The sequence below is a fragment of the Roseibium sp. genome (assembly GCF_048261595.1).
Lineage (GTDB): Bacteria > Pseudomonadota > Alphaproteobacteria > Rhizobiales > Stappiaceae > Roseibium.
In genome coordinates this window covers 912421-931671 of record NZ_JBLXFW010000001.1, presented here as the reverse complement: position 1 = coordinate 931671, position 19251 = coordinate 912421, and the positions used below count along the sequence as shown (strand labels likewise).

The window sequence follows — 19251 nt, the reverse complement described above, 5'->3', positions numbered from 1 at the left end:
ACCCGTACCCGCTCCTTGGCTGGCTGACAGGCAAGCCGCTGTCTCTATCTGTTCAGATAAGCGGAAAATCTTCATCGGAAAGGCTTTTTTTAGACTTCAAGCCGTACCAGTCATCAGCTGAAAGTAGTAGGTCTTGCGCGTCAAAGGTCTGGCACGTAAGACAAGCCCGTTAACCAATCGGCGTTGCTATGCCGATTCTACCCGAAATCGCCCGACGTGTTCATTTCGGAAAAAGCGATCGAGACAGCATGACGCCTGAAGCGATAGACACAACAATACTGGCCGTCCTGGCGCCCTTCGCGGCGGCAGCGATCGCGCCTGTTGCCACGAAGTATCTGAAGCACAACGCGGCCTGGCTGCTTGCGCTGGTGCCTGCGTGGATCTTCTTTCATTTCGCCGGATACGTCGGCGCCGTCTCCGAAGGGCAGACCTTTACCCCGTTCCGGGAGTGGGCGCCGAGCTACGGCATCAACCTGTCTTTCTATATCGACGGGCTGTCGACACTGTTTGCGCTGCTGATCTCGGGCATCGGCACGTTCATCATCCTCTACGCCGGCGGGTACCTGAAAGGCCATCCGCAGCAGGGCAGGTTCTTCTCGTTCCTGTTCCTGTTCATGGGCGCGATGCTCGGGCTCGTCACCGGCAACAATCTGATCACGCTGTTCATTTTCTGGGAACTGACCTCGATCACGTCGTTCCTGCTGATCGGCTTCGACCACCTGCGCGCAGCCTCGCGCCGCGCCGCGCTTCAGGCTCTGGTGGTTACCGGCGGTGGCGGCCTCCTGCTGCTGGCCGGTTTCATCCTGATCATCGGTGCGACCAACGAGATCGAGATGTCGGTTCTCTTGGCGAACCCGGACATCATCAAGAACTCCGGGCTTTTTCTGCCGATCTTCCTGCTAGTCCTCGGCGGAGCCTTTACGAAGTCGGCCCAGTTCCCGTTCCATTTCTGGCTTCCCAACGCCATGGAAGCGCCGACGCCGGTCTCCGCGTTCCTGCATTCGGCCACCATGGTAAAGGCTGGTGTCTATCTCCTGATGCGCATGCATCCGCTCCTTGGCGATACGGAGCTCTGGACCACTGTCCTGCCGATCTTCGGCGGTACGACCCTGATCGTCGGCACCATCCTGGCCGTTCGCCAGACCGATCTGAAGCTTATGCTCGCCTATACGACGGTCGCCTCGCTGGGCCTCCTCGTCATGCTGGTGGGCACATCCTGGGAAAAGGCCCTGGAAGGCGCGGTGCTCTATCTTCTGGCACACTCCCTGTTCAAGGGCGCGCTCTTCATGGTCGCCGGAACGATCGATCACGAGGCCGGTACCCGCGATGTGACCAAGCTTGGCGGCCTCAAGGGCGCCATGCCGATCACCTTCGCCGCCGCCTGCCTCGCGGCGCTGTCCATGTCCGGTCTGCCGCCCTTCATCGGCTTCATCGCCAAGGAAGTGCTTTACGAAGGTACCTGGGGGGCAGGGGGCGCAGCGCTTGCTCTGACCCTGACCGCTGTTGTCGGTAACGCCCTGATGCTGGTCATTGCTGCGGCGGTTGCCCTCAAGCCGTTCCTTGGGCCGAAGGTGGAAACGCCGAAGCATGCCCACGAAGGCCCGGTCCTGCTATTTGCAGGTCCTGTCGTCCTGTCGCTGGCCGGTCTTGCCGCAGCGCTCATGGCGCACAGCACCGGAGAGCTGTTCATCGCGCCGATGCTGTCCTCGCTGACCGGGCATTCGGCCGCTGTCGAACTGCATCTGATCCCGGGATACATCAGCGCGCCGCTGATCCTGTCGCTCATCACCGTTGCGCTCGGCATCGTTCTCTACCTGAACCTGGCGCGCCTGCGCGGAGCCATTGCGGGTGCCCTGACGGCCATCGGATGGGGTCCGGACAAAGGGTTCGACCAGTTCGTCGCCGGCATCGTCAGGCTCTCGACTGCAGTTACCCGCTTCGTTCAGGGCGGCAAGATGCAGACCTACATGGTGCTGACCTTCGGCGCGACCGCCGCTGCTGTCCTGGTCCCGGCCTTCCTAGCGGACGGCCTCCCGGCCATGCCGTCGGTGCCCGACTACACCTTCTATGAATGGGGCATTCTGGTCATCGCGCTCCTGGGCCTTGTCGCCGTGCTGATTGCCAAGACCCGCCTCACGGCCATCGTGTCGCTCGGCATCCAGGGCTTTGCAGTTGCGGTTATCTTCATGCTCTTCGGCGCGCCGGACCTCAGCTTCACCCAGTTCATGGTGGAAACGCTGTCGGTCGTGATCCTCGCGCTGGTCATGACCCGCCTGAACCTTGCTCCGCGCGATCACCGCTCGGGCGGTGCTGCCCTCTTCACGGGCATCATTGCAGCGGCGGTCGGCTCGGGCATCGCCCTGACGCTGATGGCAATCACCCAGCAGCCGTTCGACAGTCGCCTGTCCGACTTCTTCGCCACCTACAGCCGGGCAATCGCCCACGGCCGCAATATCGTCAACGTGATCATCGTCGACTTCCGCGGCTTCGATACGCTGGGCGAAATCTCGGTCGTGGTGCTTGCCGGACTTTGTGTGCTTGCGCTGATCCGCGTGCGCACCAAGCCGGAGGTGAAAAAGGATGAAAACGCCGGTGACGAAGCGCTGGCCAAACCGGTGGAGGCACGCTGATGCGCACGATCATCTTTCGCACCATCGCGCCGTATCTGGCGGCGCTGATGATCCTGTTCTCGATCTTCGTTCTGCTGCGCGGACATAACGAGCCCGGTGGCGGTTTCATCGGTGGCCTGATCGCCGCCTCCGCGCTGGCCATCTACGGCATTGCCTGCGGCGTCGCGGCCGTGCGCCGCGCCATCGTCGTGCATCCCATGTCGCTGGCTGCGTTCGGGCTGTTCATCGGTACGCTTGCCGGTCTGCCGTCGCTGATCTTCAAGCAGTCCTACATGACGACCCAGTTCGCAGCGCTCAACGTGTTTGGAACCCAGGTCGATCTGCTGACGCCCATGCTCTTCGACCTTGGCGTCTATTTCGTCGTGGTGGGAGCCATCGCATCCATTGCCCTTGCGCTGGAAGAAAGGGAGAGCGACTGATGGAAACCGGTCTTTCCGTACTGATCGGCGTTTTCTTCGCCGTCTCGGTCTACCTGATGCTGTCCAGACAGCTGGTCCGCATGCTCCTCGGCATCGCGATCCTCGGCAATGCGGTCAACCTGATGATCTTCACGGCCGGCCGCCTGACACGGCAGGTTCCGCCGCTGATCCCGGAGGAGCTTTACACTCCGGCCGTCGCGACCGCCAATCCACTGCCGCAGGCCCTCGTGCTGACGGCAATCGTGATTTCCTTCTCCTTCTTCGCCTACCTGCTGGTGCTGACCTTCCGCACCTATCAGGAACTGGGAACGGATGACGCCAATGAAATGCGCGTTGCCGAACCTCAAGACGAACAAGCACCCCCGCAAGGATACTGATCTCCATGGCCGGTTCCTCCGTTTCCGTCGACCTGTCGCAGGCGATGACCGTCACTCCGGTCTCCGCAGCAGACTGGCTCGTCGTCGCTCCCTCGATCCTGACCCTGCTGGGCGGTTCCCTGTGCCTGATGACGCGCAAGAACACCGACGCCCAGCCGAAGGTAGGGCTGATCTTCCTTCTGCTTCTCGTCCTGGCCAACATCGGCCTGCTGGCGCGCGTCCTCGACCAGGGCGTCATCACAATGGTGATGGGCAACTGGTTGCCTCCCTTCGGTATCGCCTTCACGGTCGATGCGATGGGCGCGACCCTGTCGCTGATTGCCTCGATCGTTGCGCTCTGCGCGGGCATCTACGGCAGCGCCACGGTCGGCAAGACCGGACGCCGCTACGGCTTCTACCCGTTCCTGCTGCTGCTGATGACCGGTGTTTCCGGTGCGTTCCTGACCGGCGACATCTTCAACCTCTACGTCTGGTTCGAGGTGCTGCTGATCTCGTCCTACGGCCTGCTTGTGCTCGGCAACGATCGCATCCAGCTCGACGGTTCGGTGAAATACGGCATCTTGAACCTGATCGGCACCAACCTGTTCCTGATCGCGACCGGTCTTCTCTACGGTGTCTTCGGCACTCTGAACATGGCCGACATCGCTGGCAAGGTCGCCGAATTGAACGGCGGAGCGTCCGGCACTCTGGCGACAATCGCCGCGCTCTACCTGCTGGCCTTTGCCATGAAGGCGGCAGCCTTCCCGGTGAATTTCTGGCTGCCGGCGTCCTACCACACACCGAATGTGGTGGTTTCCGCGGTCTTTGCCGGCCTTCTGACCAAGGTGGGTGTCTACGCGCTGATCCGCGTCTTTGTCCTGCTGCTTCCTGGGGCGCGTGCCTACATGGCCGAACTGATCTCGGTCATTGCCATTGCAACCATGATCACCGGAGCCATGGGCGCGCTGGCACAGTCGGAAGTACGCCGCCTGCTCGGCTACCTCGTGATCGCAGGCATCGGCTCCATGCTGGCCGGCGTCGCGGTCGGCTCGACGCTGGCGATTTCAGGCGCGATCTTCTACGCCGTCCATTCAATCATCGTCATGACCGCTCTCTACATGGCCGCAGGGCTGATGGGACTTCTCGGAGGTTCCTACCAGCTGCGCGAGCTTGGCGGTCTTTATGCTGCCAGCCCGGCATTCGCGGCCCTGTTCCTGGTGCTCGGCTTCGCCGTCTCCGGCTTGCCGCCGTTCTCCGGTTTCTGGCCGAAGATCATGCTGGTGGATGCCGCCTTCGGTGATGGCCGCGTCTGGCTGGCTTCCGCGATCCTGTTGTCCGGCTTCCTGACCACGCTGGCAATGGGCCGTGTCTGGATCTACGCCTTCTGGCGGGGAGGTCCGGAAGGAACGGCCGACGGCACTGCGACCGCGCGGGTGGTGGCATCCGCGAGCGCCGGCTCTCCGGCACTCTGGCTGCCGCTCGGTGTGCTTACCGCGCTCGTCGTCTTCTTCGGCCTGCAGCCGGAATGGATGCTTCAGCTCGCCTCGCGCGGCGCAAGCGGCGTTATCGAGCCTCTCGGCTACCTGCGTTCTGTCTTCGGAGGCATGTGATGACCGGCCTATTTCTCATCAACATCCTGATGGCGCTCTCCTGGGGCGCGGTTACAGGAAGTTTCACCGTCCTGAACCTGGCGTTCGGCTTCGTGCTGTCGACGGGGGCGCTCTACCTGATCCGCGAGCAGGTCGGCACCGGGTCCTATTTCACCCGTTCCGGTCGCGCCATCGGTCTGGCGCTTATGTTCATCTACGAACTGGTTCTGTCGGCCTGGCGCGTTGCCATGATCGTCATCCAGCCGAAGATCAACCTGCAGCCGGGTATCATCGCCTATCCGCTGACGGTTGACCGGGATTTCGAGATCACCATGCTTGCCAACCTGATTACCCTGACCCCGGGGACGCTGTCGGTCGATGTTTCCGAGGATCGCAAGACCCTCTACGTCCACTGCATCGATGTTCCGGATCCGCAGGCCACCATCGACGACATCAAGAACGGCTTCGAGCGCAAGATCCTGGAGGTGTTCCGATGAGCCCCATTGCAGCATTCGCACAGGACTTTCTGGACGTTTGCGTCCACGTCTCTTTGGCGATCCTGACCGTGTCCTTCCTTCTGATCGTCTTCCGGACGGTGAAGGGACCGACGCTGCCGGACAGGATTGTGGCCCTGGACATGCTCGTCGCAGTCGGCATCGGCTTCATCGCCGCCATCGGCGTGCTGACCCACTATTACCTCTATATCGACATCGCCATCACGCTCGGCCTTGTCGGCTTCCTGGCGACTGTCGCCTTTGCCCGCTTCGTTCTCAACCGTGGAACGGCAGGCGACGAAACGGTCATGCAGGAAGTCAAGGAAAGCATCGAACGCCAGGAGGCAGGCCTATGAGCGCGGTTCTGGATATCGTTGTCGGCCTGATGCTTGTCATCGGGGCGCTTTTTGCCCTGGTTGCATCTGTCGGCCTGTTGCGCCTGAAGGACGTCTACATGCGCATGCATGCGGCCTCCAAGGCAGGCACGCTCGGCTCGGGGCTCATGCTGCTGGCCCTTGCGGTCTATGCCGGAGATCTTGGCGTCGTCACCCGTGCCGTTGCAGGGGTGGTGTTCTTCCTTTTGACCGCGCCGATTTCTGCACATCTTCTGGCAAAGGCGGCCTATGCGGTGGGATATCGGCCCTGCGCCGACACCAAGATCGATGCGCTCAAGGGCGTGCTCGGCCCGTCTAAGTAAAACCACTTAAAAGGGGCGTCGGTCAGGGTGGCCGGTGCCCCTTCTTTAACCCGTCACTTGCCCGAAGATGCCGGAGCAGTGGTATTCATTGAGTTCATTATTAAGTGTCTGGTTGTCATGACCAGATAGAATATTTCCCCGACTGGCCATTATTTGCCAAATTTACTGTAATTGTTATGACGAGGGGGTTGTGGACCGCTCAGTGTAACGATATAAGGTCCGCATCGTTGCCTTCCAAGTAGAATCATTTTTGATTAGTGCCAAGATCAAGTATCCGTTATTTGCGATGCTATTTGTGATAAGCAGCTTGCAAGGCGAACTCAATCTAGTGTCCTGAACAGGATAAAGAACAGGTGTAATATGACCGACAGTCCGGTGGATTCCAATCTGATCGACCTGACCGCTGATATTGTCTCTGCTTATGTGAGCAACAATACAGTGGCGTCAAACGACCTTCCGAACCTCATCAACGAGGTTTATGGCGCCCTGCAGCGTACTGCGTCGGTTGCACATGAGCCGGAGCCGGAGCCGCTGAAGCCGGCCGTTCCTGTGAAGAAGTCGGTCATGGCCGATTACATCATCTGCCTGGAAGACGGCAAGAAGTTCAAGTCGCTCAAGCGTCACCTGCGCACCCACTACGACATGACCCCGGAAGAGTACCGGGAAAAGTGGGACCTGCCTACAGACTATCCGATGGTCGCTCCGAACTACGCAGCAGCGCGTTCGGAACTGGCCAAGAAGATGGGCCTCGGCCAGCAGCGTAAGCGCTCGAAGTAAGTCATCTGCTCTTGGCGCGCTTGTCGCAGCCGGTGCACTACAATCTGAAAGGCCACCCGTCCGGGTGGCCTTTTTGCTTATGCAACATTGCCTGACGCAGCCCAAGGGCAGAGCTGCCTTGTCGCGATGCGCAAAAACCCTTGTGGTTCAGACGATTACCTCTCCATGCTGGGTGAAGGTGCATGCGCCCTCTTAAGGTTGTTTTGCATTTTATGCCCTACTAAAAATTGCATTGCTACAATGTAGGAAAATAAGCCTAGGGACTTGGTGGCTTATTCCTGCAGCGTGGGAGGAATGCGATGAGGCAATGTCGTGAAGTGGTCGTTCATCACATCGCGGTGGTGGCCGCGGGGGAAATTCCGGACCGTATGACGGCCAACCAGATGGCCGCTCATCTTCATCTGGCAGAAGGTTATGTCTCTCGGATCTACGGCATAGAGCCACAGGAACTCTACGCCCCCAACCGTGCTCCCGGTCACGTGGTCGATGCCCGTAGGCTGGTGATGTATCTGGCACGTGTCGAGCTTGGGATGAGCGTCGGCGATGTCAGCCGGCGTTACCGGCGGGACCGGACCACAGTTGCCCTTGCCTGCCGCACTGTCGAGGAGCTGCGGGAGGATCCCATCTACGACCTGATGGTTTGCGAGATCGAACAGCTTGTCACCCTGCGGGACGACTATTTCTTCATGCCATTTTCCGGAGCCTGGCTATGAGCGCGGCAAATCAGGACGCGAATTTGCCGGTGGTCGGCGGGAAGGCCCTGCTGAAGGCGCTGGCGGTTCCGGGCACTATGCTGATGTCGATTACCGAAGGCCGCCGGTCTGATGAGTGGTATCTGGTTCGAGGCGGAAAGCAGCTTGGAAGGTCGGTTGCGGCGGACGAGGTGAGAGATCTGCTCTCAAGCGGGCGTGTCCGGCAGCAGGGGGATGGTCTGGTCCTCAGCGGTGAAGGCAGGTTGGCGCTCCGCCGTCTTCTTAGCGCAGGAGAAGGGTTCCATGACCAGCACCGTGAGGTCGTCGCGCGGCCTTTTCCTGCGGACGGGGCAGGCGAGGCGGTGTATTCGGCTGTGAATCTGAAGGAGAGCCCGCTCGGATGGCTTGCGAGCCGCAAGGACCGAAAGGGCAAGGCGCTGCTTGACAAGGCGCAGGTGGAGGCAGGCGAGCGACTGCGGGCCGACTATGATTTCGCCCGTCTGCAACCCGCTCTGGCGGGAGGCTGGCGGGTCGAGCCAAACGGCGCGGCAAGGGGCGGCGGACTTTGCCCCGCCACAGATCTCGGCGACGACGTCATTGCGGCGCGTCAGCGTGTCACCCGCACCCTGACTGAGATGGAGCCGGTTCTGGCCTCGGTCGTTGTCGATGTCTGTTGTCATCTGAAGGGGTTGGAAAAGGTCGAGGCGGAGAGGGGCTGGCCTGCGCGCTCTGGCAAGGTGGTCCTGCAGATCGCTCTATCCAGCCTGGCCGATCGCTACGGCATGCGCACGGTTGCTCCGGACGGGCAGGGCCGTATCAGGGCACAGCGTCAGGTCTGATGAGGATTTGGTTCCGGTTTCAGGCGGCGGCGAGCGCCGCCTCGGCATCGGCGCGAATGCGCGCGACCATGGACTTCAGGCCGTTCGAGCGCTGCGGGGTCAGATGCTCCTGCAGGCCGAGCTTCTTGAAAAGCCCGTCGACGTCCGTGGCGAGGATGTCCCGTGCGGTCTTGCCGGAGAAAAGAGCAAGAACGATGGCGACAAGGCCCTGAACGATCAAGGCGTCGCTGTCACCGCGGTAGGTGATGACGGGTTCACCGGCATCATCACTTGAGATCTCCGTGACCAGCCAGACTTGGGAGACACAGCCGCGAACCTTGTTCGCCTCGTTCTTTTCCGTATCGCCCAGACCAGGCAATTCCTTGCCCAGATCGATGACGTATTTGTAGCGGTCTTCCCAATCATCGAGGAATTCGAAGGTTTCGATGATGTCGTCGAGCGTGGTGGTCATGTGGCCCCGATGGGTAATGCAAGAAAGATCTTGCGCAGAGATATAGCCTTCGGAGCCCGACTTGCAAATCGGTGCAGAATAAAGAAACGCCGCAAATGGATTGGGCAGCTATCCATTCGCGGCGTAGCGGTAAGATCCGCTCAGGTGTTTGCCGTCATTCCGTCTTCGCATTGGCGGGGAGCCGTGCAATCGCGGAAAAGCGGGGCGCAAACAACCGACACGTCGGAAAAGGAGGTCTCGTTTTCCGGTGGTCGGCCCCTCGTCCAGGACTAGCCTGCGCGAGGGTTGGGCTTCGGAAGAGGCCCAATCTCGTGTGCCGGGGCGAAGGCCGGCTGTGTCGATCCGTTCCATGGCAGCGCCAGGTCGCCGGGCGTCAGCGTGCCGGCCGCGGAAGTGGATCCGGTAATCAGTTCGCGATCGCCGGTGGAAGGAGCGGCCGCAAGGTCGTTCTCCGGGCGCTCTGCGATTTGGGTATCCAGAAACTCGTAAACGACCCTTGCGCCGTCACGTGCGCGGGCCCCGATCGCAGACAGGGCTTCGCTGCCGGTCTCGCATGCAGCCGGATTTCGGCTGCAGAAACCGCCGAGATCGCTCACGGTCGCCTGTGCCGCAAAATAGGCAGCAACCGGATCGATTGATTCATTTGAAGTGCTTTGATTGCCGGATCCGATCGGAATCAGAACCAGCACGAGCGTTAGCCAGAATGCCGTCCTCAAGAGAAAGAACATGTCGCTACCCTTCAGTCCAATTTCAGTGCGAACCTCGCCGCGCCAGGCGGGTTTGCTTTTGTTATGAAGGGCACCGTAGCAGGGACATGCGAAGGCCGCGTTGAGTCCGCTGCGAGGATTTTCGTCAAATAAAACAGAAGTTTAAGTCGAATTTGCAGAAAGATTGATTCAAATTTTATCGATTTCCCGGCAAGCCCTTGCACGGTCATGATTTTTTCGCGTGGCCGGGGCTTTTGATTTTATCCTTTATCGTTCCTTAAGTGGTCCGCCGCCAAAATAAGTTCAAATCAGTTGGATCCATACGTCCGTCAAGCGGACCTGGAAGTGTGTAGTGCGTAACCACCTGTTGAACATCCGCGGCCTCGTTCATGGCCTGCAGTCCCAGCTCGCTGAGCTCGTGCACCCGCAGGCGCTCGGCTGCCCCTTGAGCGAGCCGCGTCACAAGTCCTTTCTGGCAGGGTGTTTTGCCAGCGGAGCCACGGCTCTTCTTGTCCTGCCGTTGCATCTGGCATTGATCGGCCCGACCAGTCTGCCGGTCGCGCTGGCGCTTGCCTGGATGCTGGCCCAGTTGCCTCTTGCCCTGTTCCTTTCCCAGACGGGCAAACTGGAAACGGCACACGCACTTTCGGCAGCCGTATTTGCCCTGTTTCTCGGTGGAATCTGCCTCCTGACCGGTGGTCTTGGGTCATTTGCGCTGATCTGGCTCGCGGTCGTTCCGATGGAAGCGGCCCTGTCCGGATCGCGAAAGGTCATTGTCGGTGCAATTGGCCTGGTGGCCGCTGTGCTCGTGGCTCTGGCCGCGGTCGGCCCGCTCACTAGTTTCTTTGCTGCTCCCATGTCGGCTGCGACGTTCTTTGCAGCCTTCACCGCTTGCATCTATATGGCGGTGCTGGCATGGCGGCTGGCCATTGACCAGAAGCGTGCCCGCGCGGCGCTTCGCGATAGCAATGCCCGGGTGAAACTTCTCAATGAGGCTGCGACCTCGCTTCTGTGCGTGATGGAGGAAGACGGTTCGTTGCGCGCGATTGGCGGCTCTTGCGAGGGGATCCTCGGTGTTTCGCCGCGACAGGCCCGTGGAAACTGGCTGTTCCAGCGCGTTCATGTTGCAGACCGCCCGCTTTATCTCACCCGCCTCGCCGATGCGCGCAGCGGGGCGGCCGTCGAGGCTTTTGAAGTCCGCCTGCGCAAGGGACCCAATGCGCCCGGTGATCAGGGCTCTGCCGAATTCATCTGGGCGGAACTGCAGTTCCGTCACGGCGATGCACAGATCAATCTGACCATCCAGGATATCTCAGCCCGCAAGCGCCGGGACGAAGCGCTTGACCGTGCAAGGGCGACGGCGGAAGAGGCCTCCCTGTCCAAGACGCGTTTCATTGCCAGCGCAAGCCACGAACTGCGGACGCCTCTGAATGCGATCATCGGCTTTTCGGACATGATGCGCGCAGCCCCGGAAGACGGCATGACCCCGGCCCGCAGCCGCGAGTATGCCGAGCTCATTCACCAGTCCGGCCAGCATCTTCTGCAGGTGGTCGACGACATTCTCGACACTTCTCGCATCGAAACGGGCCACATGGATCTTTCGATTGAACCGGTGGACCTGGGCGCCTGCCTTGAAAGCTGCCGCGCGATGATGGTGCCGATTGCCGATGCCGCAGGCGTCGCACTTTCCTTCCCGGATCCGGCTGGACTGCCGATGCTTCCCGCCGACCGGCGCGCGTTGAAGCAGATCGTTATCAATCTGGTTTCCAATGCCATCAAGTTCAGCAGCGAAGGCAGCACGGTGCGCGTTGGCGTGAAGAGGGACGGCTGTTTCCAGGTTCTGGAAGTCAAGGATGAGGGCAAGGGTATTCCCGAGGCCATGATCGACCGTCTTGGACAGCCTTTCACCCGCGTTCATGCCATGGAAGAAACGGCCTCCGCGCAAGGTCTGCAGGGCAGCGGCCTTGGCCTTTCCATCGTCAATGGTCTTGCCGAGCTGCATGGTGGTGCGATGAGCGTCGAAAGCGAAGCAGGCAAGGGGACGACCGTGTCGGTTCGCCTTCCCGCCGGTTCGCTGAAAGAGGCCGGAATGGCGGAGGCTCTCGAGGGCTTGCGCGGCGTAGCTGCTCGCCCGCCTGTGCGCACGGAGCGTTCGGCCCTGGCCCGGTCTGCATGAGTTGAACCCGCCAATGACGGAAAGGAAGCGAATGGCGCGCGGCAGGAAAACATCGGTTGAGGATCACCCGGAGGGCATGATGGCCCGCGCCGGTGGTGTTGCACGCGACAATCCCGTCGCGGCCGGCGGCGCCGTCGTGATGGCGCTCACCGGTTGCCTGATCATCGCCAATGCCGTCAGCCTGCAGCCTGGCCGTCATCCCGCTCCGCTGTTCACCACCCGCGACCGGCCCGTTGCCGTCGAACCTGAAGATCGCCGGGGCATCGAGGTCCAGCAGATCTCGACCCTTGTGCTGGATCTGCAGAAGGGATTGCGCCGCCACGGCCTTTACGAAGGTCCGCTCGATGGATTGATGGGACCGGCGACCGAGAGAGCAATTCGCCACTACGAGCGCCTTCAGGGGCAGCTAGAGACCGGTGAGGCCACGGAAGGTCTCCTTGCGCTGCTGACGTTGCAGGGCACCGAGACAGGCACCTACGCGCCGTCAGAGGCTGGCTCCGAAGCGCAGAGCGCGTCGGCGACAATGGTCGTGCCCCGGCCGAAGCCCGGCAGCTATGATCGCAGTCTGCGTTCGACAGCTCCCATTCCGCCGGCCGCCATCGATACGCCGCCGTCCCAGCCCGTCGATACCCGCCTTGCGCGGATCCAGCAGCTTCTGTCCGATCTGGGCTATGGCCCCCTGAGTGCTGACGGCGTCATGGGGGCGAACACCTCGTCGGCCATCCAGCGCTTCCAGCTGGACAGGGGGCTGCCGATCACGGGCGAGTTGTCGCCCGCAGTGATCGAGCGCCTGGAAATGGTCAGCGGCCAGAAAATCGACTAGGCTCCAGCCAGGATTTATTGCTCAACGCCGTACACCGCCGTTGACCGGCCCGGACCCGCTTCCATGCGCATTACATCGGATTTCTTCGTCACCGCACTTGTGCGCCGTATCTTCTCGGAAAACGGCTTTGCCGCGATTTCGCGCAAGGGAGCTCCTGAGGCGGGGGCCATCTTCGTCGTGGTAGATCGTCTTGACGGCAGCTTCGACTTCTACGGTCCTGCGCCGCAAGCCATGTTCATGGAACAGCCGCAAGGCAGGTTGTTCGAGCAGGTTCTCGCGAAGGCGCAACGCGATGCGATCACGCAGAAACTCGAGCGTGAGGCCAGGATGGATCCCGATTACTGGGTGGTGGAGATCGAAGCGCGCGACGGCACGGTCGACCTGCCGCTGGCAACGGACGAGCCGGCGGACAAGCCGGACGATCCTGCGGCCAGCCTTTTCAGGTTCTGACACACCGTCTGCAGCGCGCGTTTATCGGGAGAAACGCAGCAGCTCCTCGATTTCTTCGATTTCCTGCCAATTGCCTGACAAGCCGCCTGTGCGGCGCGGCGAGACTGTTTCCTGATGCAGGGGCAGGTGGGCAGCCGTGGCCGCCCGGTCTGCCTGCCGTTCGCTGCTGCCGCCGATCCAGCGGTTGACCAGCACCAGCGCCGCGCCATGGGAGATATTGACGAAGATGTCGAGAAGATCCCTGATCTGTGCGAGCGGTGTGTGTGCGCCGATGAGCCGGATCAGGATCCGGCCGGCAACTGCCTCGGTGACGCCGAGCGCTTTGAGACAGATGACCAGCGTCTCGCCCGTGTCGATCTCGACGGCACGGCGAACGAGATCTTCAGGCAAGCCGAGCGCATAGCTCAGGGCACCGGAAAACGCTTCCGCTCCATCGGCAAGGGCACAGGTTTCGATCTTTGCCAGGACATCCTGCTTGAAAACCGGGCGTGCCGCCTTGTGTGTGCCTGTCCGGGTCATCTGGATCAGGCTGGCAAGTTCGGCTGACGCAATGGCCTCGCGGCGCAGGCCCTTGCCCAGGCGCGGGAAGTGATTCAGCAGATGTTCGCCTTTCAACACCTTGCGGGCAATCAACTCGTCGCCGAAGTGCTGCAACGTTTCCGGACGTTCGCACAGGGCGGAAACCATGGCCTCGTCCAGCAAGACGTCGGGGCGGGAAAGCAATTGTTCGATGACGTCGATGCCGCCGTTGCGGGCGATGGCGATTGCGATTCCGGCCGTCAGGTCCGCACGGTCGGCAATGGCCTTGCGAAGGCTGTCCGGGCCGCGCTCGGCTTGGCACTTGAGGATATCCGGACCCAGATCGGCCGTGTTGCGCAACACCGGATAGGCGGTCAGCGGATCTTCGTCGTGGCCCAGAACCTTCAACACCTCAATGGGCGCGTCGGGGTGGCGCACCAGATGGCAGGCAATTTTCCTGCGATCAGTTTCGCCTGTCTGCGGCAAGAGGTTGAGTGCCAGCTCGCGGTAGAGGGTCACATCCCGCTCGTCGTGGAATTCCCGGCTGACAAACAGCTCGGTCGCGCTCAGAAGGACTTCGTCCCGCGTATGATCACGGCTGTTCTTGGGAGTTTTGGCCATATCGGCCTCGGACGTGCTGGCAACGAACAACGGGATCATGGCTCTCGACTACGCAGAACTTACATAAGAGCGAACGAATACGGTTCTTTCGGTCAAATTAGAGGCAAAGCGTTAGCCAACTGTTAACCCTGACCGGCCCTAATTGAATTTCATCAAGAGTATTGCGTCACCTGTTTGTCCCATCCCTGCGTAAACGGCAGAGATGAAACGAAGGAGGAGACGATGGGCACTTTGCTGGATTTTTCATCCGCCCCGAGACCCATGTCCCGCTTGAAGCGAGTTGCATCCGAGAAACGCGGCAGTGCCCGCAGCGCCAAAGGCGAGGTTATCCTCTTTCCTGGCGTGCGATACGAGCGTGAAGGCCTTGATCTGGCCGCACGAATCGGGACCATCGGCAGATCAGCCGGGACGACCGCGACCGAGTGCGACTGAGCCTGCCTCACTGAGGCAATCGTTGCTGCTCGAAAGCCGCCCGGCATCGTAACCGGTGCGCCCGGACCAGGCGATCCTGATGCCGGGTCTGCGTGCCAAGATGCGGGGATCGCCCCATGGGCCGCATGACATTGCCGACAGTCCGTCAGAGTCAGCCGGAGAGCAGGCAGGCCTCGTTTAGGTCGCGTGGCCGTCTTTGCCAGGCGGTCACCCTTGCCGTCATGGCGGCTGGTCTTGCCGCCTGTACCCGCCCGACCGGTGATTTCGACAGGGCCCGTCCCAGCGTCATTCATGACCAGGCCATGCCGGCGGCCGGCGAGCTGGCCGCACGGTACCGCGGCGACCCGGTGTCGAAGTTCAACAAGACAAATGACGAGGAACTGCTGCGAGACCGTGGCTGGGGCCTTATCCGTCCGCCCTGGGCGAAAGACTGGATCGGCGGAACGGTGGTTGAACTGTCGCGCACCCGTATCCTTCCCGAGGTCGAGGGCCGTGTCCCGGTCGATCTCTATTACATCTTCCTGAGCACCGACAGGTTCAAGTCCAGTGATGCCCGCTACGACCGTGTCGCCAGCGATGCGGAAGGCGATGCCAAGCTTGTCTGGCCCTTCTGCGAAGTCGCCCACCGGGTCCAGGAAGCGGACAAGGAACGGTTGCGTGCCCTGTCGGCCAAGTCGCTGACCACCGAGGAAATGTACGAGGGCGCCAAGGCGCGTGTGTGGGAAAACCGGACCATGATCACCTGGGTCGGTCAGGCGCTGCGTTACCGCATCCGCGCTTATGAAAAAGCGCTGGAGAGCCTCGAGATCGAGACCCCGTCCGGGGACCGGCTCTGGAAGGCGAACAACGCAATCCAGACACTGGAGAAGGAAGTGCGGCGCGCGGAAAATGGCTGCACGGGCGACTTCACCCAGGATAGTTCGCCGGAGACCAAGCGGTCGCGCATCTTCACTGGATGGGGAACCGAGCGGCCGGCACCGAAGAAATAGGCCAGCGCCTCATTTTTCCGGGAATTTACGCCGTTGTTAGCCCAATCCGCCGCAATAGGCTGACTTCAACGCTGCGTTCACCTCGCCCTTCTGCCACTCCTGCGGAACGAAGGCGCGCAGCAATGCAAAGCCGTCCGTCTCGGGAAGCTCTATGACGATCAGGTCTTCCAGATCCGGTGGCGGGTTCTCGCGCAGGATCGACAGCTGCTCGGGGGTCAGCATCAAGAGGGACAGGACGTCGGATCCGGCGGTACGGTTGTTGAGGCTGTAGACTGCTTCTCCGGCTGCGTTGAAAAGACCGATGGACCAGAAGGACACGGGGATCGACGCGGTGAAAAGCACCGGCCCGTCCTTGAGGCTGAAACGGCACGCGGAATGGGCCATGGCCGGGTCGAGCCAGGGCAAGGGCTCGGCGCCGGGCAGGATCTCCGGCAGCAGGTTGAAGGCCCTGTCCGGTCCGAAATCGCCGATATCGCCGTAGGCGGAATGGCTGACATTCTTCGGCACGGTCAGAACCACGAGCACATGCACGATCACCGCGATCGACAGCGTCGCCAGAAGGCCGGTTGTCCAGGCAAGGCGCGGGGAGAGGCTCATGGGCAGGACAGTCTTTCGATGGCAGGCATCACCGCTCCGTCGAGGGCCGAGCCGGTTGTAACCGGAGCGTCATAGAGGCGGAATGTGAACATGAGCCCCGCATCGCCGTCCATCTGTTGGCCAAGCGGGAGCCAGTTCCCCGAGTGAGGGGTGCGCGAGGCGGTGACCGAAAAGCTGCCGTCATCCCGGCGAAGAAGGGTGTCGCTTGAAATGTGAACGCGCCCGGCCACGCTTTTCTGCAACCGGCCATGGATATCGCTTGCAGTCAGGGTCCAGAGCCGTGCCGTTGGCGTTGTTCCGGAAATCCGGTAGCTGCAGCCAGGGTCGAGATCGCGTCCGGAGCTGTCGAAACGGGCAGACAGGGCAAGGCCTTCGCCGCTGGCCAGCGGCACGCGCGCGCTGCGGGTGTAGATCGCAACCGAATAGGGATCGGCGTCGGCTGTGCCTGCCTTTGGGTAGCTTGACCACGGGCCGATATTGACGGCCAGAAACGGCCTTTCCCGTTCGATCGCGACATAGGCGGTGGCAATGCCCAGAAGCGCTCCGGCAAACAGCACTGCCACGGCCGTGATCATGTTGCGCACGGGCAAGGGCCGTTGAGGCCGCAGGATCGGGGGCAGGGCGGAATCCTTGAAGTCGGCTTCGCTGACAGGCAGATCCGTTGCCATGCCTTCCCTGACCGTTTCCAGCTTGATCAGTGGCGTTGTCCGTGAACGATTGATGTTTGCATCCGCGTTCATTGGGCGGCCGCCACGTCGGTGCTGCTGCCGGTTTCAAGCGAGGCTTGCGGAGACAGTCTGGCAAGGGCCTCACCGATCGAATTGAGAACGGCGTTTGTCTGCTGCTTCAGGACACGGGGTTGCGCGGTGGCTGTCGTTGCCTCAGCGACCTTGAGGCTGGCAAGCCGCGGCACGGCCGAAGCGTCGACCCCGGGCATCGGCTTCAGTTCGATATCCTTGTGCGCATAGTCCATGAAGCTTTGCCAGGCCATGGCGGGCAGGCTGCCTCCGGTGACGCGGCGGGTGGAGGAAAAGTCGTCATTGCCGAACCAGACCGCCGCCGTGAAATTGCCCGTGTAGCCGACGAACCAGGCATCGCGATAGGCGGAAGTGGTGCCGGTCTTGCCGGCTGCGATCACGCCATCTATCCGGGCGCGCCGGCCGGTGCCAGCCTCGACGACGTTGACGAGGATGTCGTTCATCTCGGCGACCTTGTCGGCTGGGAGCACCCGCTGAGCCGGCGGCTCGTCGCGGTCGCGATCGTAGAGGACGTCGCCCCTGGTGTTTTTCACTTCCAGGATTGTGTAGGGCGCTGCCTTCATTCCGCCATTGGAAAAGGTGGCGTAGGAAGCTGCCATGTCGATGACGGAGACTTCCGAGGAGCCGATCGGCAGGGTCACCACGTCTTCCAGCTCATGGGTCAGGCCCATGGCCTGGGCCGTCTCGATGATCGCCTTGCGCCCGATCGCCTGGGACAATCGCACCGGCACCGTGTTGATAGACTTGGTCAGGGCAAGCTTCAGGTTGACCGCACCGGCGTAGCTGCGGCCGTAGTTGCGCGGGCACCAGTTGCCGATGCACAGCGGCCGGTCCGGAACGACACTGTCCTTGGAATAGCCGTTCATGAAGGCTGCCATGTAGACGAAGGGCTTGAACGATGATCCCGGCTGGCGCAAGGCATTGACGGCGCGGTTGAACTGGCTCTCGCCGTAGGAGCTGCCGCCAACCATTGCGACAACGGCACCGTCGGAAGCGACCGCAGTCAAAGCAGCTTCCTTGGTATCCCGGTCGCGGGCGTTGTCGCGCAAGGTGGTCGAAATCGCCTGTTCCGCCTGCCGCTGAAGCGCGGGCTCCAGGGTTGTTCTGACAGTAACGATGCGGTCGCGCGCCAGGGCCGGGATGCGCCGGGCCAGCTTCTTCACTTCGTCCAGCGCCCAGTCGAGGAAATATTCTGGCAGCGCGTCCTGCGAACGGTCGACGGCGATGGCCGGATTGCGTCTTGCGCCAATCACCTGGCCTTCTGTCAGAAGACCCGCCTGAACCATGTTGGTCAGCACCTCGTTGGCGCGTGCACGGGCGGCGGGAAGATTGACGTGGGGGGCGTATTTGGTCGGCGCCTTGTAGAGCCCGGCCAGCATGGCGCTTTCCGCCAGCGTCAGTTCGCGAACGCTCTTGTTGAAATAGAATTCCGATGCCGCGGTCACACCGAAGACGCCGCCGCCCATATAGGCCCGGTCGAGATAGAGCTTCAGGATTTCCTGCTTCGTCAGGTTCGCTTCCAGCCAGAACGCGAGATAGGCCTCCTTGATCTTGCGGCCCAGGGTACGCTCGTTGGACAGGAACAGGTTCTTGGCCAGCTGCTGGGTGATCGAGGAACCGCCCTGAACGACGCCGCCGGCCCGGGCGTTCTCGACCATGGCGCGGAAGGTTCCGAGAAAGTCGATGCCGAAGTGGACGAAGAACCTGCGGTCCTCGGTCGCCAGCGTCGCCTTGACCAGGCTGTCGGGAATTTCCTCCAGCGGCACCGAGTCGTTCAGGACGATGCCGCGCTTGCCGATTTCCTTGCCGAAGCGATCGACAAAGGTGACCGCAAAGTCGTCGGTGGTACGCCAGTCCGAATAGCGGGTCGCCTCCATGGCAGGCTGTGCAAAGGCGAGAAGGATGACGAAGCCGACGAGGCCCCAGGTGCAGGCCTCTGACGAAAGCTCTGACAGCCCGCGCCAGATGCCACGGGCGCGAAAGCGCCGCAGAAAACCGTCATAGCCCTCCAGAGTGCGCCGGATCGCGCTGCCGCTTCGCCAAAGGATCGTGTCGAGACCGGCATCGATCGCGAGCATGAACTGGCCGAAGCTGCGCCTGCGGGGACGCGCTGGAATGGCGTGTGTCGAAGGCGGGGAGGGGGTATTCGAGGCATGACCCGACGTCTTCGCGGAAGGGCCTTCCTCCGGCGTTTTGTCTTGATCCATGCTGTCTTCGTGGCCCGTCACAGGTCGG

21 protein-coding genes are annotated in these 19251 nt (G+C 61.7%); 15 read left to right on the top strand and 6 right to left on the bottom strand.

The window, feature by feature from the left end:
* Nucleotides 1-248: 248 nt before the first annotated feature.
* The 10 genes from ACN0SY_RS04160 to ACN0SY_RS04115 all read left to right on the top strand — a co-directional run bounded on the left by ACN0SY_RS04160 (nt 249) and on the right by ACN0SY_RS04115 (nt 8493).
* Nucleotides 249-2630 (top strand): putative monovalent cation/H+ antiporter subunit A, encoded by a 2382-nt coding sequence (locus ACN0SY_RS04160; protein WP_417684719.1) that lies wholly within the window; start codon nt 249-251, stop codon nt 2628-2630.
* Nucleotides 2630-3049 (top strand): Na(+)/H(+) antiporter subunit B, encoded by a 420-nt coding sequence (locus tag ACN0SY_RS04155; RefSeq protein WP_417684718.1) that lies wholly within the window; start codon nt 2630-2632, stop codon nt 3047-3049. Before ACN0SY_RS04160 ends, ACN0SY_RS04155 begins: the two co-directional genes overlap by 1 nt.
* Nucleotides 3049-3426: a Na+/H+ antiporter subunit C gene (locus ACN0SY_RS04150; RefSeq protein ID WP_417684716.1), complete on the top strand. Its 378-nt coding sequence runs from the start codon at nt 3049-3051 to the stop codon at nt 3424-3426. The genes ACN0SY_RS04155 and ACN0SY_RS04150 overlap by 1 nt, the downstream gene beginning before the upstream one ends.
* 5 nt (nt 3427-3431) lie before the next feature.
* Nucleotides 3432-5015 (top strand): Na+/H+ antiporter subunit D, encoded by a 1584-nt coding sequence (locus ACN0SY_RS04145; RefSeq protein WP_417684714.1) that lies wholly within the window; start codon nt 3432-3434, stop codon nt 5013-5015.
* Complete coding sequence (locus ACN0SY_RS04140) at nt 5015-5491, top strand: Na+/H+ antiporter subunit E (protein ID WP_417684713.1); 477 nt, start codon at nt 5015-5017, stop codon at nt 5489-5491. Before ACN0SY_RS04145 ends, ACN0SY_RS04140 begins: the two co-directional genes overlap by 1 nt.
* Complete coding sequence (locus ACN0SY_RS04135) at nt 5488-5844, top strand: cation:proton antiporter (RefSeq protein ID WP_417684711.1); 357 nt, start codon at nt 5488-5490, stop codon at nt 5842-5844. The genes ACN0SY_RS04140 and ACN0SY_RS04135 overlap by 4 nt, the downstream gene beginning before the upstream one ends.
* On the top strand, nt 5841-6185 hold the full coding sequence (gene mnhG / locus ACN0SY_RS04130; RefSeq protein WP_417684709.1) for a monovalent cation/H(+) antiporter subunit G: 345 nt from the start codon (nt 5841-5843) through the stop codon (nt 6183-6185). The genes ACN0SY_RS04135 and mnhG overlap by 4 nt, the downstream gene beginning before the upstream one ends.
* 360 nt (nt 6186-6545) lie before the next feature.
* Nucleotides 6546-6962, top strand: coding sequence for a MucR family transcriptional regulator (locus ACN0SY_RS04125; protein WP_417684707.1), 417 nt, complete (start codon nt 6546-6548; stop codon nt 6960-6962).
* Between the two features lie 299 nt (nt 6963-7261).
* On the top strand, nt 7262-7675 hold the full coding sequence (locus ACN0SY_RS04120) for a helix-turn-helix domain-containing protein (RefSeq protein ID WP_417684705.1): 414 nt from the start codon (nt 7262-7264) through the stop codon (nt 7673-7675).
* A complete protein-coding gene (locus ACN0SY_RS04115) occupies nt 7672-8493 on the top strand; it encodes a DUF6456 domain-containing protein (RefSeq protein ID WP_417684703.1) in 822 nt (273 codons plus the stop codon). Before ACN0SY_RS04120 ends, ACN0SY_RS04115 begins: the two co-directional genes overlap by 4 nt.
* Before the next feature lie 19 nt (nt 8494-8512).
* On the opposite strand, the gene ACN0SY_RS04110 is transcribed toward ACN0SY_RS04115, so the two are convergent.
* Nucleotides 8513-8944 carry a SufE family protein gene (locus ACN0SY_RS04110; protein WP_417684701.1) on the bottom strand — a complete coding sequence of 144 codons (432 nt, stop codon included), beginning with the start codon at nt 8942-8944 and terminating at the stop codon, nt 8513-8515.
* 269 nt (nt 8945-9213) lie between these two features.
* Nucleotides 9214-9672 carry a DUF5330 domain-containing protein gene (locus ACN0SY_RS04105; protein WP_417684700.1) on the bottom strand — a complete coding sequence of 153 codons (459 nt, stop codon included), beginning with the start codon at nt 9670-9672 and terminating at the stop codon, nt 9214-9216.
* 331 nt (nt 9673-10003) lie between these two features.
* Here ACN0SY_RS04105 and ACN0SY_RS04100 point away from each other — a divergent pair, with 331 nt between their 5' ends.
* The 3 genes from ACN0SY_RS04100 to ACN0SY_RS04090 all read left to right on the top strand — a co-directional run bounded on the left by ACN0SY_RS04100 (nt 10004) and on the right by ACN0SY_RS04090 (nt 13100).
* Nucleotides 10004-11827, top strand: coding sequence for a sensor histidine kinase (locus tag ACN0SY_RS04100; protein WP_417684698.1), 1824 nt, complete (start codon nt 10004-10006; stop codon nt 11825-11827).
* Nucleotides 11828-11840: 13 nt separating this feature from the next.
* Complete coding sequence (locus ACN0SY_RS04095; protein ID WP_417684696.1) at nt 11841-12650, top strand: peptidoglycan-binding protein; 810 nt, start codon at nt 11841-11843, stop codon at nt 12648-12650.
* A gap of 63 nt (nt 12651-12713) precedes the next feature.
* Nucleotides 12714-13100 carry a DUF1491 family protein gene (locus ACN0SY_RS04090; protein ID WP_417684694.1) on the top strand — a complete coding sequence of 129 codons (387 nt, stop codon included), beginning with the start codon at nt 12714-12716 and terminating at the stop codon, nt 13098-13100.
* Nucleotides 13101-13121: 21 nt separating this feature from the next.
* Here the strand turns inward: ACN0SY_RS04090 and ACN0SY_RS04085 are convergent, their stop codons facing one another.
* Nucleotides 13122-14240: a DUF2336 domain-containing protein gene (locus tag ACN0SY_RS04085; protein WP_417684692.1), complete on the bottom strand. Its 1119-nt coding sequence runs from the start codon at nt 14238-14240 to the stop codon at nt 13122-13124.
* 222 nt (nt 14241-14462) lie between these two features.
* Here ACN0SY_RS04085 and ACN0SY_RS04080 point away from each other — a divergent pair, with 222 nt between their 5' ends.
* Together ACN0SY_RS04080 and ACN0SY_RS04075 are read left to right on the top strand one after the other, a co-directional pair.
* Entirely contained in the window at nt 14463-14672 is a 210-nt protein-coding gene (locus tag ACN0SY_RS04080; RefSeq protein ID WP_417684690.1) for a hypothetical protein, read from the top strand.
* A 116-nt stretch (nt 14673-14788) separates the two neighbouring features.
* Nucleotides 14789-15661: a hypothetical protein gene (locus tag ACN0SY_RS04075; RefSeq protein ID WP_417684689.1), complete on the top strand. Its 873-nt coding sequence runs from the start codon at nt 14789-14791 to the stop codon at nt 15659-15661.
* 36 nt (nt 15662-15697) lie between these two features.
* Here the strand turns inward: ACN0SY_RS04075 and ACN0SY_RS04070 are convergent, their stop codons facing one another.
* Genes ACN0SY_RS04070 through ACN0SY_RS04060 form a run of 3 tightly spaced genes read right to left on the bottom strand, consistent with a single transcriptional unit; the run spans nt 15698 to nt 19223 of the window.
* The gene (locus ACN0SY_RS04070; protein WP_417684687.1) at nt 15698-16258 is read right to left on the bottom strand and encodes a DUF1254 domain-containing protein; all 561 of its coding nucleotides are present in this window, start codon (nt 16256-16258) and stop codon (nt 15698-15700) included.
* A complete protein-coding gene (locus ACN0SY_RS04065) occupies nt 16255-16998 on the bottom strand; it encodes a DUF1214 domain-containing protein (protein ID WP_417684685.1) in 744 nt (247 codons plus the stop codon). The genes ACN0SY_RS04070 and ACN0SY_RS04065 overlap by 4 nt, the downstream gene beginning before the upstream one ends.
* Nucleotides 16995-19223 (bottom strand): transglycosylase domain-containing protein, encoded by a 2229-nt coding sequence (locus ACN0SY_RS04060; protein WP_417684683.1) that lies wholly within the window; start codon nt 19221-19223, stop codon nt 16995-16997. Before ACN0SY_RS04060 ends, ACN0SY_RS04065 begins: the two co-directional genes overlap by 4 nt.
* Between the last annotated feature and the right edge of the window lie 28 nt (nt 19224-19251).

Coding starts and splice junctions, on each gene's coding strand:
- ACN0SY_RS04070 (WP_417684687.1), bottom strand. CDS start 16,258: ATGAGCCTCTCCCCGCGCCTTGCCTGGACAACCGGCCTTCTGGCGACG.
- ACN0SY_RS04090 (WP_417684694.1), top strand. CDS start 12,714: ATGCGCATTACATCGGATTTCTTCGTCACCGCACTTGTGCGCCGTATC.
- ACN0SY_RS04110 (WP_417684701.1), bottom strand. CDS start 8,944: ATGACCACCACGCTCGACGACATCATCGAAACCTTCGAATTCCTCGAT.
- ACN0SY_RS04060 (WP_417684683.1), bottom strand. CDS start 19,223: ATGGATCAAGACAAAACGCCGGAGGAAGGCCCTTCCGCGAAGACGTCG.
- mnhG (WP_417684709.1), top strand. CDS start 5,841: ATGAGCGCGGTTCTGGATATCGTTGTCGGCCTGATGCTTGTCATCGGG.
- ACN0SY_RS04155 (WP_417684718.1), top strand. CDS start 2,630: ATGCGCACGATCATCTTTCGCACCATCGCGCCGTATCTGGCGGCGCTG.
- ACN0SY_RS04160 (WP_417684719.1), top strand. CDS start 249: ATGACGCCTGAAGCGATAGACACAACAATACTGGCCGTCCTGGCGCCC.
- ACN0SY_RS04105 (WP_417684700.1), bottom strand. CDS start 9,672: ATGTTCTTTCTCTTGAGGACGGCATTCTGGCTAACGCTCGTGCTGGTT.
- ACN0SY_RS04085 (WP_417684692.1), bottom strand. CDS start 14,240: ATGGCCAAAACTCCCAAGAACAGCCGTGATCATACGCGGGACGAAGTC.
- ACN0SY_RS04065 (WP_417684685.1), bottom strand. CDS start 16,998: ATGAACGCGGATGCAAACATCAATCGTTCACGGACAACGCCACTGATC.
- ACN0SY_RS04150 (WP_417684716.1), top strand. CDS start 3,049: ATGGAAACCGGTCTTTCCGTACTGATCGGCGTTTTCTTCGCCGTCTCG.
- ACN0SY_RS04095 (WP_417684696.1), top strand. CDS start 11,841: ATGACGGAAAGGAAGCGAATGGCGCGCGGCAGGAAAACATCGGTTGAG.
- ACN0SY_RS04140 (WP_417684713.1), top strand. CDS start 5,015: ATGACCGGCCTATTTCTCATCAACATCCTGATGGCGCTCTCCTGGGGC.
- ACN0SY_RS04120 (WP_417684705.1), top strand. CDS start 7,262: ATGAGGCAATGTCGTGAAGTGGTCGTTCATCACATCGCGGTGGTGGCC.
- ACN0SY_RS04115 (WP_417684703.1), top strand. CDS start 7,672: ATGAGCGCGGCAAATCAGGACGCGAATTTGCCGGTGGTCGGCGGGAAG.
- ACN0SY_RS04075 (WP_417684689.1), top strand. CDS start 14,789: ATGGGCCGCATGACATTGCCGACAGTCCGTCAGAGTCAGCCGGAGAGC.
- ACN0SY_RS04125 (WP_417684707.1), top strand. CDS start 6,546: ATGACCGACAGTCCGGTGGATTCCAATCTGATCGACCTGACCGCTGAT.
- ACN0SY_RS04135 (WP_417684711.1), top strand. CDS start 5,488: ATGAGCCCCATTGCAGCATTCGCACAGGACTTTCTGGACGTTTGCGTC.
- ACN0SY_RS04145 (WP_417684714.1), top strand. CDS start 3,432: ATGGCCGGTTCCTCCGTTTCCGTCGACCTGTCGCAGGCGATGACCGTC.
- ACN0SY_RS04080 (WP_417684690.1), top strand. CDS start 14,463: ATGGGCACTTTGCTGGATTTTTCATCCGCCCCGAGACCCATGTCCCGC.